This is a genomic window from Rummeliibacillus sp. JY-2-4R, from assembly GCF_053847205.1.
In genome coordinates this window covers 2,352,893-2,369,628 of record NZ_CM132623.1, presented here as the reverse complement: position 1 = coordinate 2,369,628, position 16,736 = coordinate 2,352,893, and the positions used below count along the sequence as shown (strand labels likewise).

Below are 16,736 nucleotides of genomic sequence, written 5' to 3'. Positions count from 1 at the left end.
ATAGAGAATGTAAAATACTTTTCCATGCTATTTCTTAAATATAAATATACGATTTAGGATTTTATCTTAATCTGTATATTAATTTAAAAAGAGGTGAATGCATGAGAAAAAAGTAATGGTGATCTTGTTAATTGTATTAATTTCTACACTTATAGTTAGTATCAGACTGTTTGAGAACTCTACTCATTCGCAAACTCTTAAAGATGAAAATCTAAAAATTGAATTAACAATTTTAGAAGCAGTTAAACTTGCATATCCGTTTGCTTTGAAATGGGATAAAGACTCGCAGGTTTTACAGGCAATTAATATAGACTTAGATAAGCCAGGGAAGTTGATTGGAAGCAATGGGAAAAGAAAATATTGGAATATTTTGTTTGGGGTGCCAGAGACAAATAAGGAATTTTTGGTAACTATCCATGAAGGGAAAATTGAATCAACTGAGGATATAGGAGGTAAAGGGTCTTCTCCCCATCCCGTAGCTGCATTTATAAAATTTGGAGATATTAACTACGATTCGCCTCAATTACTTAAAAAAGCACTAGAATTAGGAGAGGTACATCAAGGTAAAGATTGGGCTAAAGGCTATAACTTTATGATGATAAAAGACCCTGAGACAAAAATCACCTTGATATTAGTAATAGGTTGGGATGCAGACCAGAAAAAAATGGTGGCTGTTTATTTTAATGCCACGAATGGTGAGCATCTTGTAAATCCTAAATAAAATGAGAAGGTTTTAAAATATTTATCGCCAGCATTATTAAGAATAAGAAGTAAAAAAATATTTTTAAATTAGCAAAGAAGCAGGAGTAATTAAGATTATAGACTAATGAAAGTGCTTATCTAGATTTTCAACTATGAGGGGTGGTCTTTTACACGATGCTATAAATAATCTATTTGGTTTAAAATAGTTTTAAATAACGATCTACGCATTTATATAAATTACTTCTCAGAAAGTTGTATGTATAATTAAACTATGCTATAATTTAATTTAAATTCAGACAATAATCAAATTAAATATTTAAAAAGGGAGTACCCCAAATTTATGACTATATGTAAACGCATATGGTGAATTTGGGGTACTCTTTTTTCTTTTTATTTTAGGAGTGAATAGTAAATGCTTAATGATAAAGATTATGCTAAAACAGCGAAATTAAATAGAGAATTATTCTTCAAAATTTCTAATGGAACATTGGAAGTTACAAATAATGCTATTAACTTTATGCTTTTCACAATAAAATGGGTAGCAAAAGACGGCCGTATTTATTGCGATAAAGAGACAATTAGAAAGCAATTGTTCTTACAAAACAAAACATTTAATCGTGTAATTAACGAACTTACAGAATTAAAACTTTTATCAAAAAAGGATGAGTTTTTTTATTCTCATTTCCATGTTTTATCAAATGGAGGAAAAAAGGATCCAACTTATGTAAGAAATATTAATATACTTACTTCATCAGAATTCTTATCTTTAAATAAAACGAAGAAACGCCTTTTTCTTTATGCAACTTCTTTCACTTCTATAGGAACAATAAAATCGGTATCAGTAGAAGCACTTTACAGTAACAAATATCATAGCGGGGTGAGTTATATTGAAAGCTATCAAGAATTAGCGGGAATTCTTATTGAATTTGTTAGTAAAGGATATTTGGTTGTATTCATTAATGGTAAACGCTATGACGATAAAAGCGATGACTTTGAAGCTCAATTACATACATATTGTGGGTACGACTGTGATACTCGTAAAAAGAGAATGTCCAAAACTAGAAAGCATAAAATTGGTCTTAAAGTCCATGAACGATTCTTGAATTCAATTTCTCCAAATGAATCAAGTAAAGCTGAATTTCAATATTTTGCTGACAAGTATCATATTTACTATGAAGTAATGCGTCCGAAAACAATCCCGTTATTTATTAACATTCAAAACCAATTGTTTAATTTATTTGAAACTGTTGGTGTTGAGTTATATCGTCATGCTCTTGTTTCTTATTTCTCTGAAGAACAAGAAAATGTTCTTTATCATGATTTAATGTCAGATGAAAATGACACAAAAGCAGTTAACACCATGATGGATTTTTATTTAATTAAGGATATTGAACAGATTATTACAAATGTCTTAAAAAAAGAAAAAGTTGAGTCTTCAGCAGAAGAATATTTCAAAGACAATGAAAATTTAGAGGAATTAGTAAGATACTTTATTGAAGTATCCTCTGATGATCATAAAATAATGTTAGAAGAAAAACTAGAAGAATTCGGAATTGACTTGGAGTCATTAGTTCAATCAGTACCTCAACAAAACTTTTTAGAAAATCATTGGTTATTATTTAGCGAACACATTTCGGCTATTTACGGTCATATTGAATTCAAAGCAAAAAATATTTCAGTAGAATATAAGAAAAATATGATACGTAATTGGGCTAGTAGGGGTGTTTTAACAAGAAAGGAAATGTTAAAACAAGCTATTGAAAATTTAAAAGATAAAGTATTGTTTCTACGTAAACGAGATAAAATAGTGATTGATTCTAATATAGAAGCTTTAGATAAGGTACCTGCATGTGTTCGCTATAATTGGTTAGATAAAAGAACCATATGAAGAATAGTTACTTCTAGATAATGAACTAAAACATTTCGTGTATATAATGCAAATTTTATTAAACTACAAAAAATGTCTTATATAAAATAAATGTATATAGTCAATTAAATAATTGCGAATTGCTGTCGAAAAATACATAGTGTTTTAACCGTGTTTTAGATTAAGAAGTGTGCATGTGCATGTTTGCCTTAGCTAGAAGGACCAGCATTTGGTCAGCTTTCTATAGGGCTTGTTTATGTAGAGGGTCCGGGTCTCATTAATTTAAATCATGTAATTTAACATTGCATTACTATGTATAATTCACTGAAATTCACTGCATGTATAACTGCAAACTGCCACATAAGATTATCGATTTTTTTGATATTAGTTATTTTCAGACCATTTTTTTTATTTCCAAAAAATAGATAATAATACGTTTTTTATTTACAGAAACTTGAAACACTTTGTTTTAAGTTATTTTTTTTATTTATTTTTCCAAAAAACCCCTTATTTTTATCGCTTATAAAGAGCCTAATTCCAATTAAATATGCAAAAAAATATTTATTTATTATTTTTTTTACTTAACTTGATTGAAAAACAATTATCCAATTCCATTTTCATAAAGAATAAAAAAACTAATTCTCTCAAAATCAAATATATATCAATAGTTTAACAATCATTCAACCTATTATTTTGAAAATCGCTAATATATTTTGTTATTAATTTTGATATGTGATTTGTTATGGTTTCTGTAATATAATTTGAAATTAATATTTAGGAGGCACTAAATGAGGGTTGTTTAAAGCAGCAACTATGATAGGTAAAAGTTATAAAAGCAAATGTCCACTCTTCTAAAATAGACTAGAAAAAGATCTAACAATCGTAAATGATATAAGAGAATATTTTTTTAATAGTCTGTTGAAAAAATAGGAATATTAAGTTTTTAAAAAATTAATAGTATATTTCTCTATCTTCCTGTCCAAAATACTAGTAACAAAAATTGAAAGGAAGATAGTTAATGGTAAAAAGAGAATTTAAAGAGACTGACATTAAAAAGTTTAATGAATTACATCTTAAGCAAGGATTAAGTTTAAGAGAAATTGCTAAGCAATACAATACATCCCATGGGGTAATCAAACGATGCCTAGTAAAAGCGGGTTTCTCTTATAAAATAAGAAAATATTCATTAAATGAAGATTTCTTTAAAAAGCTAGATTCGATGGAGAAACTTTATTTACTAGGTTGGATTTATAGTGATGGTCATGTATTTTCATATAATGAAAAGAACCATGCTGGTTTCAAAATAAAGATTCAAAAAAGAGATGCCTATATCTTAGAGTATTTTAAAAAACTACTTCAATCAGAAGTGCCTGTACTCTCTGATTATACCAATGGAAGAGAATATAATAAGGTCACTTTTGGAAGCAAAATCATTTATTCTGATCTTCTAAAATATGGGCTAGAGAATCGAAAGACTTTTAAACTTAAATATCCACTTGAACACGTCTGGGATCATCGAGCTTTTATTTTAGGAGTATTTGATGGGGATGGATCAATAAGCATTAATAAGTCTACTGGAATGCCAATGTTAAATTTTAGCGGCACACAATCAATGATTCAACAAATAAAGGAGATATTCGAATCAGAGTTAAAAGTAAAATCAGTAAAAATCATTAAAACTAAAAACACATATTCATTAACTTTTAGTGGGCCAGCTTCAGTTCATACCATCGCTAAGTGGTTATATTCATGGAATCCGCCAATGTATTTAAAGCGAAAGCGTGATTTAATTAATAAATCATTAAGCAGAGATTTATATGGAAAAAACATTGTTATTTACAAATGTCCGGAATGCAATAGTATAAAAACATTTGAAAAAAGAAATATGGGCCAATTAAAGCGATATTTTTTTAAAAGTAAATTTTGTTCGCGTAGTTGTTCTGGAAAATTCAATCGAAAGTATCAATTGAATGGCAATCAACTTACGGAATCTATGGATAAGGCTTTAAAAAATAATATTGTAGGAACTAAAAAAGTATATATTAAGAGCAAATGGGATGAGATTTAACCTAAGTCAGGTAGCCATGTTTTAAGTCAAGTCATCAAAGTAGGGGGATACTCTATGAAAATTTGGAAATGGATAAACTCGTAGAAAATTAATAATAAAGCTAATTTAATATTAAAAGAAAAATCCTAAGTAATTTTGAATTACCTAGGATTTTTTATTTTTAATAGAACCACCTAAAAAGAATAAAAAAGTCCCATATTTTCTATTCGAAAATTGACAAACATCTCCTATAATATTTAAAACTCAATCATGAAATTTGAAATACCCAAAACTCACAAGATACTACAAAATTCATTATGTCTAGCAAAGTAGAAACTATAAATTTTGTATTAGAATGTGTGTTTTGGGCTATATTGAGTTTTAAGGAGGCTAAAATATGTTAGAATCACTCACTTCAATAACTGCATTCTGTGAAAAGGATAAAATTGATAGAGAAACTTTTCAAAAGATTGTTAATTACACTGAACTAGTTCCAGCTAAAGTAACGAATAAAGGATCTAAGTACTATGAAACTATTAAATTAGAGGAATTACTAGAAACTTATAGAAGCTGCAAGACAGTAAATACACTAGTTGATTTCTTAAACCATGGAAAAAATGAAATTAAATTAGCTATTGATTTACATGAAGTAAAACCTTTTTATGTTACAAAAGGTCAAATAAAATATTATATTCCTGATGAAGTTAAAAGTGCAATAGAACTTTTAGATAGTTATAAGTCAGTAACTGAATTAAGTAGGAGTTTGAAAATAGGATCGAGATTATTGAAATCAATATTAGTTTCTCAAAATATAACCCCTGTATACACAAAGGGGAATGGAAAATTTTATAAAGTCCAAGATGTCATTAAATGGGTAAATGAATTTAAAAAATATAAAACTATCGGTGAACTTTGTGAAGAATATGAAGTCTCTCGTTCAAAAATTGAATCAATAATTGAGTTAAAAAATATTCCACCACATTATTTTGATACAAATAAAATAATTCAGTATTATGAACAGGAAGTTATAAAAGACGAAATAGAGCGTTATAAGCAATTTGTAAATCTAAAGCAGAATGCACACATAAAAAGTATTTATCAAATTTGTGACCAGTTAGGGATAGGAAAAACACATTTGAATGTGATATTAACTTATAAGTCTATTATTCCTCTAATGAATTATAATGGTTTGAAATACTATAACATTGAAGAAATTAGGACAATTGTAAATGAAACAATCAATATTAGTGATCTCAGTAAAATTCTTGACCTTAAGAATTATCAAGTAAAAAAGATAATAGATGATAATAGTATTGTTTCGTGTTACACAGTCGGGGACATTAAATATTATCTTAGAGAGGAAGTAGAAGCACTAGTCGTAAAATGGAAAGAAGATAGAAAAAACCTAGGTTTATATGTAACGACTAGCGAATTGGGGAAAAAATATAATATTGATGCAAGTAAAATAAGACGATATTTAAATCATAATAGAATTGAGCCTATTTGTACTGTGAGTGGAATAAATTACTATGATGAAGAGTCAACCAAAGAAGTATTAAATAAACTGGAAAATATTGATGATTTACAAACTTTAAATGAAATGGCATTAGAAATGAAGGCATGTTCTAAAACTTTACGAAAGGCAGTGGAAAAAGCCGGAGTAGAACCAGAATATAGAATGAAACTAAAGAGAAGTATTAATTCATTGAAAAATGGAGAAAAAGAGTTTATAGATTATTACGAAAAAGAAAAGGTATTATACGCATTAGATAAAAATAGACAACTAGTGGAAAAACAAAATGCTAAACGCACAGAAAATCAAGGAACATTCTATTCATTAATTCATGAAGATCTTCAACGGCTTATCGATAAATATATTGATTACAGGAAAGCAGGTAGAGCAGTTACTTACAACAATTTCTCTACTAATAAGAAAATAAATAATGCTGAAAAACAATTAAAAATTATAAAAGGATGGCTATCAAGTGCATTATATAAAATAGGTGTACACCGTATGGAAATTAATAAAGAAGAAGCAAAAACACTTGTATTCTTTGATATTTATACACTTAACCCTGAGGATTTTGATGTTATAAAAAAAGAATTTAAACCTACTTCAAGACAGACATTGTTTCATAATATTAGACCATTTATTTATTTTATTCTAAAAAACAAGAAAACTAGATTGAAAACAATTGAAGAGTACCTTTCATTTAATAGCCTAGAGTTACAATTCGAAGATTTTCTTAACTTATTTCCAAAAAATGAAGAGGAAATTGAAGATGTTGAAAATCATGAAGAATTGCCAAAAAAATTAAATAAGTCATTTTTAACACGAGAACAAATTATTGAAGTTTATCATTTACTTTTAACAGATCCCAGATCTCAAGATCCTTTAAAATATGCAACTATGTGGTTAATAGGTTGCGTTGCTGGTCTTCGTCCGGAGGAATTATTAAATTTAAGAGTTGATCATTTTGAATTAGATGAAAAATGCTTATTAAAAATTAACGACAGAGGCTGGGGGGTTCTTAGATTTCCAAAGGAAATGTCTAAACAAAAACTAAAAGGATCACATAAAATTTTCGGAACTCCTATTTCTCCTTATGCGATAGGTTTAATAAATAAGTATTTATTATGGGTATATAAACATCAAGGTAAAACAATTGATAGAGGATTCGGTTGGTTTTTTAGACCATTTCTTTATTTACCGGAGAAAAGATACAAGTCAATTAGCAATCAATTTATTGACCGATTAAGAGAGCAACTTACCTTTTTAGAGAAGGAACAAGCTGATGATTTCGTGAAAAAAGCTAGTAGACATTCTATGAATAATTTATTTGTTGAAGCGTTTTATGTCATACCTGATAAAGAAGTAAAATCAAAATTAGAAATAGCAAGACAACATCATATGCGTCACAAAGCCACGAATGATAATAACAAACAAATTGAGAAAGAAACTTTCAATCAGGCTAAAACAGGCCGTGAATATTACACTGCTGATATCTCTATGGATGCGTACTATAGTGTTCTTGAATATGTAGTTGGATATCCGTGGGATAAACAGGAACTTGTTCTATGGGAAATAAGGCATGGATTTAGAGATGTAGACAAAGAATTGAATTTAGTTCACAATAATTCGGAAGAACAAGCGAATTTTGAAGAACTATTTCAAAAAGAAATTAAGAAACAGACTGAAAAGAAAGAAGTTATCCAAAAAGAAAAATTAAATTCAAATAATGTATTGGTAGAACAATTGCAATTGATTGAGCATAGACTTTTAGAGATCAAACATCCTCCAAATAGTAAAAATAAATTTGATCAATGGAGAAGAGAAGTAGTTAGATTAAATAAAGAGAAGGAAAAAATTCAATCTTCTCTTGAGCTAGGTTTTTGAACTTGGTTTTATTATACTAAAAAAATGAATGTTTAAACTCTTAAAATACCTCCATGTTGCTGTTATAGTATTTTAATCCGAACACTATATACAAATTGGAGGTAAGAATTTATGATTAAAGAACCTGGTATTTTTGAAGAGTTAAAATATATTCATGATGATGCTTTACTATCAGTACCAAGTATTGCTGATATGGTAGGTGTTTCACCAGAAACTGTTAGGCGATGGATTCGCAGCGGAAAACTGCCGATTCATGCACCGACAGGCCGATATAAAGTTCGATGTGCTGATTTATCTCTATTTTTAAATCGTATGTATCATAAAAAGACAAAAATAGCAACGTCTCTTTAAAAGAGATATTGCTATTTTTGTCTTTTATTTAATACTCTAAATACCTTTTCTTGTAGTTCTTTAGCTAATTGACTATTTTCGATTTTTATAAGTATTTTTTGTATGTCTTCAATTTCTTTCTTTTCATCATAAATTTTTTTAATTTTTTGAATGTCTTTTATAGTATTAAGCTCATTATCCTTTATAAATTTTATTAAGTGTATTAGTGTTCCAGAATGTTCACAATTATTACAGTGCCATCGTGTTCTAATAATAGAAATAGTGGTTTCTACATGGCAATGAAAGCATGGATATATTACAGTATTATTGCTCCTATTTATCTTATATGGAATATTGTATTGTTTAAAAAAGGATAATATTACGTTATTCATTTGATTAATCCTTTTCTTCTTGCAACCATTTAGGTTTTACTTTAGATCGTTTTATAAAATCTTTAAAATCTGATCCAGTTACAATAAATTTTCCTCCGAATTGATAAGACGGTAATTTTCCGCTTCTACACCATCTCCTCACGCTTTCTACATGCATTTTCGTAAGCTGTGCTATTTCTTCGACATGAAGAATTTCAAAATCTTCTATTTCAAATAGAAGATGAATTTTTTCGCAACTCGTTTTATCCATATATATTTCATCCTTTCATATTAAATTATTTATTTATTGATAATATTATTTCCATTTTTAAATTATTTTAATCTTTTAAAAATCTACTTATTTGTATTTAGCCAGGTTTTTAGTTCTTTAATTCTATTGAAGTAATACAATTGGTAACAAAAAGAGGAAGTTTTGATATTGATAATTTTATCCTTAATATGTTGGGAGCATTGATAGGATTTAAAATTTGGAAAATGATGGTTTATTTACGTTAATTTGTTTACTCTATATCAAAAGAACTTTATTTTTTCTTATTCAGCAATCGGGCCAGATTGTGGAAGAATAGTTCAAGAAATTTATTAGTAATTCATTAAAGGTTGTTTTGGATTAATCGGAGTGAACCGTAAACCAAATAGTGGTAAAGCGGAAAGTAGAGATTTCCATTGATACCGAATGCCTAGAAAACAGTAATTAAATTAATTGGTTGTTTATTATGAAACTGAGGACAATTTGGGCATATTTCCGTAAGAGATAATTCAAAGTTTTCTCTTCCTAACCGAAGTAATATTTGGTAATAGTTAATTATGGTTGGTAAATTGCTTGAAAATATTATCTTCTAATTGGAAGGGACATTATGAAAGAATATAAAGACATGGTTGTCATTTTTGTTGATTTACTGGGTACACAGAATAATTCAAGATTCGAAGACAAATTATTTATACACGAAGTTTTTCACAGTGAGGCTAGAGTAAATGAATCAAGGAATCCGGAACATGTAGTCTATGACAGGAAAGTGTATAGTTTTTCAGATTGTGCTTACTTTTTCTATTTTTATAAGGATGGGGTAGAGGATAGTCGAAAAGATAATATGAAGTTGATTCAAATAGCAATGTATAATACTTCAGTTTCATTATTAAGAATACTTAACTCAGGTTATTTAGTGCGTGGCGGTGTTACATTTGGTAAAGCCTATTTTGATGAACTTGGTTTTTTTGGTCCGGCAGTTGAAGATGCCTATAGGTTAGAAAGTAAATATGCAAAGGTTCCAATAATCGCATTAGATCCACAATTAGGTGAGGAATTTAGTGTGTGGGAGCTTTCCAATATAAATATGGATTTTGTTAATTCTTTAATGACTAGCCGACCAATGTTGGTTGAAAAGGATATTGATGAAGAAAAGTATTTTCTTAATATTTTTTATCAATTAGAAGGTATTAGTTCATCGATATTTTTAGAGACAGTGAAAGTTGAGATTTCTATCATTAAACAAAGGCTATTTGAAATTATTACAAGGGATAAAGTTAAATATAAAGAAAATGATAAAGTATACTCAAAATTAGTTTGGATGGAGAAATATTTAAAAACAAAACACAATCATCTAAGACTAGATATGGTTGGAGTTGGATTTATACAAGGATAAGATTTACGTTTATTAAATCAATAGGTGAGGAGGTAAGCCTGACTATAGCTGGTGGATGTGATGATTTATATCGATTGGAAAGACAATTCAAGCACCTGTCTCCGAAGAACTGCCATCTGATTTGGCAGCTCACTTATTTGAATTATGGAAGAACAACCATCTTAAATATTCTAATACTATTTATTCGAGTGTTATAATAACCTGGTTTAATAGTGAACTATTTATTTTTATTTTTCTCTATGCGGAGGAATGAGAGATGAAATTTGTAAAACAGTTACTGTTTCTTTTAGTATCATTTTTATTTATAGCGATATTAATATTCATTTTGGTAAAGCAAGTTATTTCTATCAAAGGTGATAGTAATTTTTATACTTCTTTATCTGCTATTTCAACAGGTACCGCTGCGCTAGGTAGTGTTTGTCTATTATTTGTTACTTATTTTACTTTTCTGGAAACTAGAAGACAAAGAATATCTAGAGAAGAACCAATTGTTACTTTGAGATTAATTCCAGATAATAAAAATTCAAACTTCCTTAATATTGTTTTGAAGAACTCGGGGGGCGGTCCAGCTTATGATTTACAGGCTGTATTCAGTCCAGATTTACCATATGGAGATACCAGTTTAAATAACTTAAATATGTTTAAAAGAATGCCTCTTCTTGATTCTGGGGAGGAAGTTGTTTTCTTCTATGATTCTTTAATCGACTATATAAAGTCACCCAATCCCAAATTGGTTACCGCATATTTAAGTTATTATACATTTCCAAAAGAAGTACGAAATGCAAAAAAATTTACTAGGAGTTTCGAAATTAATTTCGAAGAACGATACGGACAGCGCCAGTTAGTCAAAAAGGATATGAATAACTTGGTAAATGAACTAGAGGAACTAAAACACGCTATAATTATTTCAACAATGGAGCGTAATGGGGATGATTAATGAACTATTTTATAATAAACATAAAAAAATATTACCCATAGTATTAACTGATTGCTTATTATTTGTTGGTCTAAAATACTATGAGTTAAATAAAACGTATATTTTTTTAAAGGAAGAAAGAGTAGGCGTTAGCGAAGTTGGGGATTTATGGCTTAAAGGTCATAAGAAATCAGATTTATCTTATAAGGGCTTCTTTTCATCAAATAATTCTTTTGAATTGATAAATCTAGATGACCCAGTAGAGGTAGTATCAATAATAGGTTACGATAAAAATAAAAGATATCAATTGTTAGATGTATCGATAGGCAACAGTACCTTTAACTTTAATGGGAATTTTGCTGCCAAGTTTAGATTTTATGAATATAGAGTTTCTAAAATATAAATGAGCTAAAACAATTGGTTTCCGTTATAATAACCAATTGTAAGTTTAAGTAAAATATTACTGCAGAAAATGTATTACTATATTGATGCATTTTTTTGAGAAAAAACATGAATAACTGTTACCAATGATTGATTAGGACAAGTTGTACTTTTTTTAATATTCTTATTTAAAGTAACTGGATATAACATTGAGGACTCAGAAGCTTTAAGAGATAATAACATAAGAATCTTCCTATTATTGGATATTATTGCTGAACTATATTTAAGCCTTGATGAGGAACTCTATATTAATAATACTTTTTATATTGTTCATGAAAAAAATATTGATTTAAACCTAAGGTGGAAAATTTATCTTAAAAATGAAATGGGATCTATAAATTATACAGACATGACTATAATAGATGCTGCCTTTCTTCAACAAGATAAAAAATACCTGACTGACGAACAAAAACAGAAATTTATTGAGCAAAAGGAGTATCAAATACAGTTTATAAAATCTAAAAATAAATAAGGTGATAATACCTAAATTAGGGTATTTAGAGAATATTATTTGGAGGAGAGTGATGATAAGTGTCAGATTATAATGAATGGTCAGTACAAGTTTATGCGAATCCAGGGATAGTAGGGTGGGATTTAAGTCCTCATGTTTACTTTTGGAGCGGGGATGCTGAATTTGCTGATAATGATCCCAGTTTTTCTTCCCCTCATGTAAATACGTTGGGGAAGGAGGAGGTGACAAGGGCTAATTCGAGAATTAAATCTTTATTAAGAATAGTTAGTGGTATCAGTATATTAACTAGGGAAAAAACAATCCCATCATACGGACCATTGTATTACTACAACGGGAAGCATTATTCGAAACCTAGAGTAGAAGAAGACATAGATATTTTGATTGAAGAATTAGAAAATCCCTTTGATAAAAAGGTTGCACACGAAATAAGGGAAAGAGAGATAGAAAGAAAAAGTTGGCAAACGGAACAACAAGCATACACGCCTAAACTTACGGAATTTATAATGGATGAATGTATAGAAAATGTTACAGCAAGAAACCTGCTATTGTGGCTGGCACTTGGAGAAGAACAACTATTATATTTTATAACCAATGCATACAAAATAATGGACAGTATCAAGACTGACACTGGAATCTACACCAAAAATAGAGATGCCTCTGAAATACCAACTGATTTGAAACAAGCTGCTGATGAAATGCAAAAGCATGCTCGTTATATGAATACTAAAGCTAGTTCAGGAATCCTTTCAAGACACGGAGAAAAATCAGAGCATGGACCTAAAAAAAGCCCTTCAATTGAGAAAATGAAAAAAGATTTAAACGAGTTAGTGTTAGCGTGGTTTAGATATCGATTTGATTTAAAATATAGCAATACCTAGGGACACTAAATCAGTGGCCGTAGTAGGATGAGATATATAAAATAACTTCATATATACAAGGCTATGGTAACACATTTAAAGAAGTACTATCTAAGATAGATATAACATCTCATGTGTTGCCACACAGACCTAGCACTGTGAGGATATCTCGTGGTTGGTACAGAGAGGCCAATATTTGAATTCGCATATTGGCTACTTATTTTATGTACCATATAAAAAATCACTACAATACTCCCTTAGTTAATTAATTGCGAATTTCCAACCGAAAGTTCTGGTTGTAATACCATCTTTTTTAGCATTAAAGATTTCAGTTTCATAGTATTTTGAAATGCTACTGCCAATTAAAATACCTTTTACAATTGAAAAGCCTAATTCTTTTTTACATTGTTTAATATAGTGCTTAATTTGATTCAATGCTTGGCGATCTATGGATCCTTTTTTAATTTCAACTACGATATATTCATTGTTTATTGTATCTTTTAATAACAGATCTAAGCGGGATTCATCTGTAAATACGATTTGAGATCCTTCAAGTATGTAGTTATTATTTAGAATGGTAGGTTCTGAAGCAATTAATTTTTCGATATCGCGCTCTAACACTTGGAAAACTTCATTACTAGATAAAATATTATTCGTAAGACGACCTTTTTTTTCGTGCTTATTAATATTATCCAATAAGAAAGTAATGTCATTACTATCTAACTGTTTCCACGTTCGTAATGCAGAAGAAATTGCAGACAATGGAGGTTGGTTTGGGTTAAGGTTCGCAGGTTTAGATAATTTACTAAGTAGCTCTGGTGTAATTTCTAAAGGTACATCCAATTTCCTTGAGAAAATAGGATTACCAAATGCAATACATTCATTATTAGTTAATAGATTATCGTTCTTTTTTAAATGTGGATTGTTAAACTTGTTTTTTATTAAAGAATCTTGCTGCGCAACATTTACTAACATTACTTTCTCTACATAATAATATGCTGTAATATAACGCTTTTCATGAATGGTTTTATGAAAGAAAAGGTACTCACCTTTACTCACTTTTAACAAGTTCGTTGCATTATTTGAAGATTCACCATAGGTAAACTCATTTAGCATAGGGTCTTCATGACCATTATTACGTTCTGCATCTAAATAGCCGATTAAAAAATTCATTAGTAATCACTCCTTTTCTCTTTATTATATCTGATTTGGGGTTTATGGTCCGCCAGAAGAAGATTGGATTCATTTTGGGGTAGAAAAACCATCACTTAATAATATTGCGCTAATGGGGCATTTCTCTAATAAGGTTACCATGAAAAAGTGCGTCTCTTTCTGGGCCAAATAGTTTTAAAGAGATTTTCATATCCGTATAAAAGAATAACAAAAAAAGATATCTGAATTGTCATTGCAACCTGCATAGTAATGAAATTAATTAAGTTTAGAACTATTAACACTCAATGTTGCTACAAACACTAAGTATTGAGAAGTGTTTGCGTGGTTGGAAATAGTATAATTTATAAATAGATAACGAACTCTGTAAAAGGAATTCGTTCTTTTTTATTGAACTAATGACGTAGCTTAGTTTAATTTAATCATATTTAGACTTGTTCAACAATCGGGCCATATCGTTGAATAACATGTTAAATTGTATAGTGAAGATTGCGAAGGAACGAAGGAATTCACTTAAACGAACGGAGCAGTTTAGTTTAACAAGAAAAATATTAATAAGTGGGTGATTTCATGTTATTAACTCCTTTAGGTGCTATTAAATTATTTGTTAATGATGAAGAAGTGGAATTTACTGCGAAAAAATTAGATAATTTAGAATTGCATTGTCGTGATGTAAATGGGAGGTATTTAATTCAATATGAATACAAAAGTGAAATTAAGAATCAAGAGATTAGATGTTGCATACCTTCAATAGATGTAAAGGGAGATATTGAAAGTGGAGAAAAGATTGAAGCGATATCTTTTTACAAAAATGATATAAAACTAACAATTGGAATAGTAGGAGAATTTACCGATTACCCAAAATATATTGATTATAGTGGGGAGTATTTAAGTAATGGAATTCAATATTTAACATATCACACTACTGCGGATAGAAAATTTTATTTTGGTGTTTGTTGGATTCAACCATTGACAGAAGAAAATGATATTCAAACTTGGTTTGGTGCTGATCCAGCTTTAATGTAAAATTTATAGTTTGTGAATTAGTACACTTCAACTAACGCTAGTTGAAAAAGATTAAGTGATATTATGAGTGAAAACAGTTTTTAGTTATTCAATAAAAGGGCGCGACTGTGGAGCAACATAGCAAGAAAATAATCAGACTTTTTTCAAAGTGGATTCTTATCATTTATCATAAAATGTAGTTTTCGAGGCATTTATCAAATTTTATTTTTAAGCTACACAAATTTGGACCATATATTTTATTACTAATATTTCTAGTCCTTTTAATATCAACTATTTCAGTAAACTAACCTAAATATAACATTGGTTATATCTATATATGGATGAGCGAGATAGTGATGGTATGGTAGGGGAATAAGCACCTAGAAATTTGAGGCGAAATAAATGAACGAGAGAACATTTTCATTTTCCTCGTTGAACTATTTATAACAATTTGCGAAAGGGTGTCTGTACAGGAACAACGGTGGCTTTAGTTGAACATACAAAAATACTTTGTTGTTGTGGTAAATGAGTTCATTCGTTGTACAAAAAGGATAGATGAATACAGGTGTTTTAGCTTTTCGTCTATCCTCTCTTTTTCAGAATAAAATGTGTGACATTATATACAGTTGTTTAATACATAACAATTTTAGATAATATAACTATTAAATGCCTCCTTTTTACGGTTATTTACTGTATGTTTCGATGTTGATCTATTTTATTTAAGATTTTTTCACTATCTTTAATTGCCATATTAGTAGAAAGGGAAGTCGTTTTAATATCATTATGGCCAAGTTGATCGCGAAGCAACATACTAACTTGATATTTTTAATTAAAGATAATCCGCCTAAACTCATGAATTTCAAGGGCTTAGGCTCTTTTTGTTTCTTTTCTAGCTCAATAAAAGAAGTCTCTTTTTCAGGAAAAGCGCCATTTAGTTGGATAAGATATCTAAAACTTCTTGTTTTAAATAGCCATACTGCTTCTCATTAGTATCTGCGTATGCTTCTTCTCTATTAGAAGGAATATCCATATATAAAATTTCTTCTTTAAATTGAGAAGCTGTAAAATCGTATCGTTGGTTATTAATAAAATTATAAAAATGCCATCCATCAGGTAGTTTAGTTTTTCTAATCTCTCCGCCCAATATATCATTTACTACTAATGTAGTAACACACCACATTGCCCGGAGGAGGGTTTTTCCTTACTCCATTTTGAACTTGATGTTATAGACCAAGATTTAGACAAAGCATTCGTTATTCGTTCCATTTGAAACTTATTAATTTCCATATTAGCTCCTCTTTCAAAGACTAATTTATTTTATTGTATTATCATTTATGCAAAAACTGGCCCTATAGTTTAAGAATATTTATTCTTCATAATCCAACGCCAGCTCAATAAGCTCTTTTCCTTGTGCTATTAACCTTTATAAAAATAATTTCTATTTTAACGGGTTTTCCAATTCCTCTGATTGAAGAACTAATGCTCTTAATCCCGTTTCAC

General features: G+C 29.2%; 15 protein-coding genes and 1 pseudogene. 12 read left to right on the top strand and 4 right to left on the bottom strand.

Going from position 1 to position 16,736, the window contains the following annotated elements:
• Nucleotides 1-97 precede the first annotated feature (97 nt).
• The 5 genes from ACWV26_RS11445 (at nt 98) to ACWV26_RS11425 (ending at nt 8,364) form a co-directional block, all read left to right on the top strand.
• Nucleotides 98-721: a hypothetical protein gene (locus ACWV26_RS11445; protein ID WP_455894880.1), complete on the top strand. Its 624-nt coding sequence runs from the start codon at nt 98-100 to the stop codon at nt 719-721.
• 393 nt (nt 722-1,114) lie between these two features.
• Nucleotides 1,115-2,590 carry a hypothetical protein gene (locus ACWV26_RS11440; RefSeq protein WP_455894879.1) on the top strand — a complete coding sequence of 492 codons (1,476 nt, stop codon included), beginning with the start codon at nt 1,115-1,117 and terminating at the stop codon, nt 2,588-2,590.
• Between the two features lie 997 nt (nt 2,591-3,587).
• Complete coding sequence (locus tag ACWV26_RS11435) at nt 3,588-4,637, top strand: hypothetical protein (RefSeq protein WP_455894878.1); 1,050 nt, start codon at nt 3,588-3,590, stop codon at nt 4,635-4,637.
• Between the two features lie 376 nt (nt 4,638-5,013).
• On the top strand, nt 5,014-8,013 hold the full coding sequence (locus ACWV26_RS11430; protein ID WP_455894877.1) for a hypothetical protein: 3,000 nt from the start codon (nt 5,014-5,016) through the stop codon (nt 8,011-8,013).
• A 111-nt stretch (nt 8,014-8,124) separates the two neighbouring features.
• Nucleotides 8,125-8,364 carry a helix-turn-helix domain-containing protein gene (locus ACWV26_RS11425; RefSeq protein ID WP_455894876.1) on the top strand — a complete coding sequence of 80 codons (240 nt, stop codon included), beginning with the start codon at nt 8,125-8,127 and terminating at the stop codon, nt 8,362-8,364.
• A gap of 11 nt (nt 8,365-8,375) precedes the next feature.
• Here ACWV26_RS11425 and ACWV26_RS11420 read toward each other — a convergent pair whose 3' ends face one another.
• Together ACWV26_RS11420 and ACWV26_RS11415 are read right to left on the bottom strand one after the other, a co-directional pair.
• Nucleotides 8,376-8,735 carry a hypothetical protein gene (locus ACWV26_RS11420; protein ID WP_455894875.1) on the bottom strand — a complete coding sequence of 120 codons (360 nt, stop codon included), beginning with the start codon at nt 8,733-8,735 and terminating at the stop codon, nt 8,376-8,378.
• 4 nt (nt 8,736-8,739) lie between these two features.
• Nucleotides 8,740-8,985, bottom strand: coding sequence for a helix-turn-helix domain-containing protein (locus ACWV26_RS11415; RefSeq protein ID WP_455894874.1), 246 nt, complete (start codon nt 8,983-8,985; stop codon nt 8,740-8,742).
• A gap of 125 nt (nt 8,986-9,110) precedes the next feature.
• On the opposite strand from ACWV26_RS11415, the gene ACWV26_RS11410 reads away from it, so the two are divergent.
• From ACWV26_RS11410 to ACWV26_RS11385, 6 genes are all read left to right on the top strand, one after another.
• Entirely contained in the window at nt 9,111-9,230 is a 120-nt protein-coding gene (locus ACWV26_RS11410) for a VanZ family protein (RefSeq protein WP_455898235.1), read from the top strand.
• Between the two features lie 359 nt (nt 9,231-9,589).
• Complete coding sequence (locus ACWV26_RS11405) at nt 9,590-10,375, top strand: hypothetical protein (protein ID WP_455894873.1); 786 nt, start codon at nt 9,590-9,592, stop codon at nt 10,373-10,375.
• A gap of 256 nt (nt 10,376-10,631) precedes the next feature.
• The gene (locus tag ACWV26_RS11400) at nt 10,632-11,312 is read left to right on the top strand and encodes a hypothetical protein (RefSeq protein WP_455894872.1); all 681 of its coding nucleotides are present in this window, start codon (nt 10,632-10,634) and stop codon (nt 11,310-11,312) included.
• On the top strand, nt 11,305-11,694 hold the full coding sequence (locus ACWV26_RS11395) for a hypothetical protein (RefSeq protein ID WP_455894871.1): 390 nt from the start codon (nt 11,305-11,307) through the stop codon (nt 11,692-11,694). The genes ACWV26_RS11400 and ACWV26_RS11395 overlap by 8 nt, the downstream gene beginning before the upstream one ends.
• 237 nt (nt 11,695-11,931) lie before the next feature.
• Nucleotides 11,932-12,204 (top strand): hypothetical protein, encoded by a 273-nt coding sequence (locus ACWV26_RS11390; RefSeq protein WP_455894870.1) that lies wholly within the window; start codon nt 11,932-11,934, stop codon nt 12,202-12,204.
• Nucleotides 12,205-12,263: 59 nt separating this feature from the next.
• Nucleotides 12,264-13,082, top strand: a complete 819-nt coding sequence (locus tag ACWV26_RS11385; protein ID WP_455894869.1) for a hypothetical protein — start codon at nt 12,264-12,266, stop codon at nt 13,080-13,082.
• A 240-nt stretch (nt 13,083-13,322) separates the two neighbouring features.
• Here ACWV26_RS11385 and ACWV26_RS11380 read toward each other — a convergent pair whose 3' ends face one another.
• Nucleotides 13,323-14,234, bottom strand: coding sequence for an endonuclease NucS domain-containing protein (locus tag ACWV26_RS11380; protein WP_455894868.1), 912 nt, complete (start codon nt 14,232-14,234; stop codon nt 13,323-13,325).
• A gap of 567 nt (nt 14,235-14,801) precedes the next feature.
• On the opposite strand from ACWV26_RS11380, the gene ACWV26_RS11375 reads away from it, so the two are divergent.
• Nucleotides 14,802-15,257, top strand: coding sequence for a hypothetical protein (locus ACWV26_RS11375; protein WP_455894867.1), 456 nt, complete (start codon nt 14,802-14,804; stop codon nt 15,255-15,257).
• A 910-nt stretch (nt 15,258-16,167) separates the two neighbouring features.
• Here ACWV26_RS11375 and ACWV26_RS11370 read toward each other — a convergent pair.
• Nucleotides 16,168-16,523 (bottom strand): annotated as a pseudogene (locus tag ACWV26_RS11370) (YunG family protein).
• Nucleotides 16,524-16,736 lie beyond the last annotated feature (213 nt).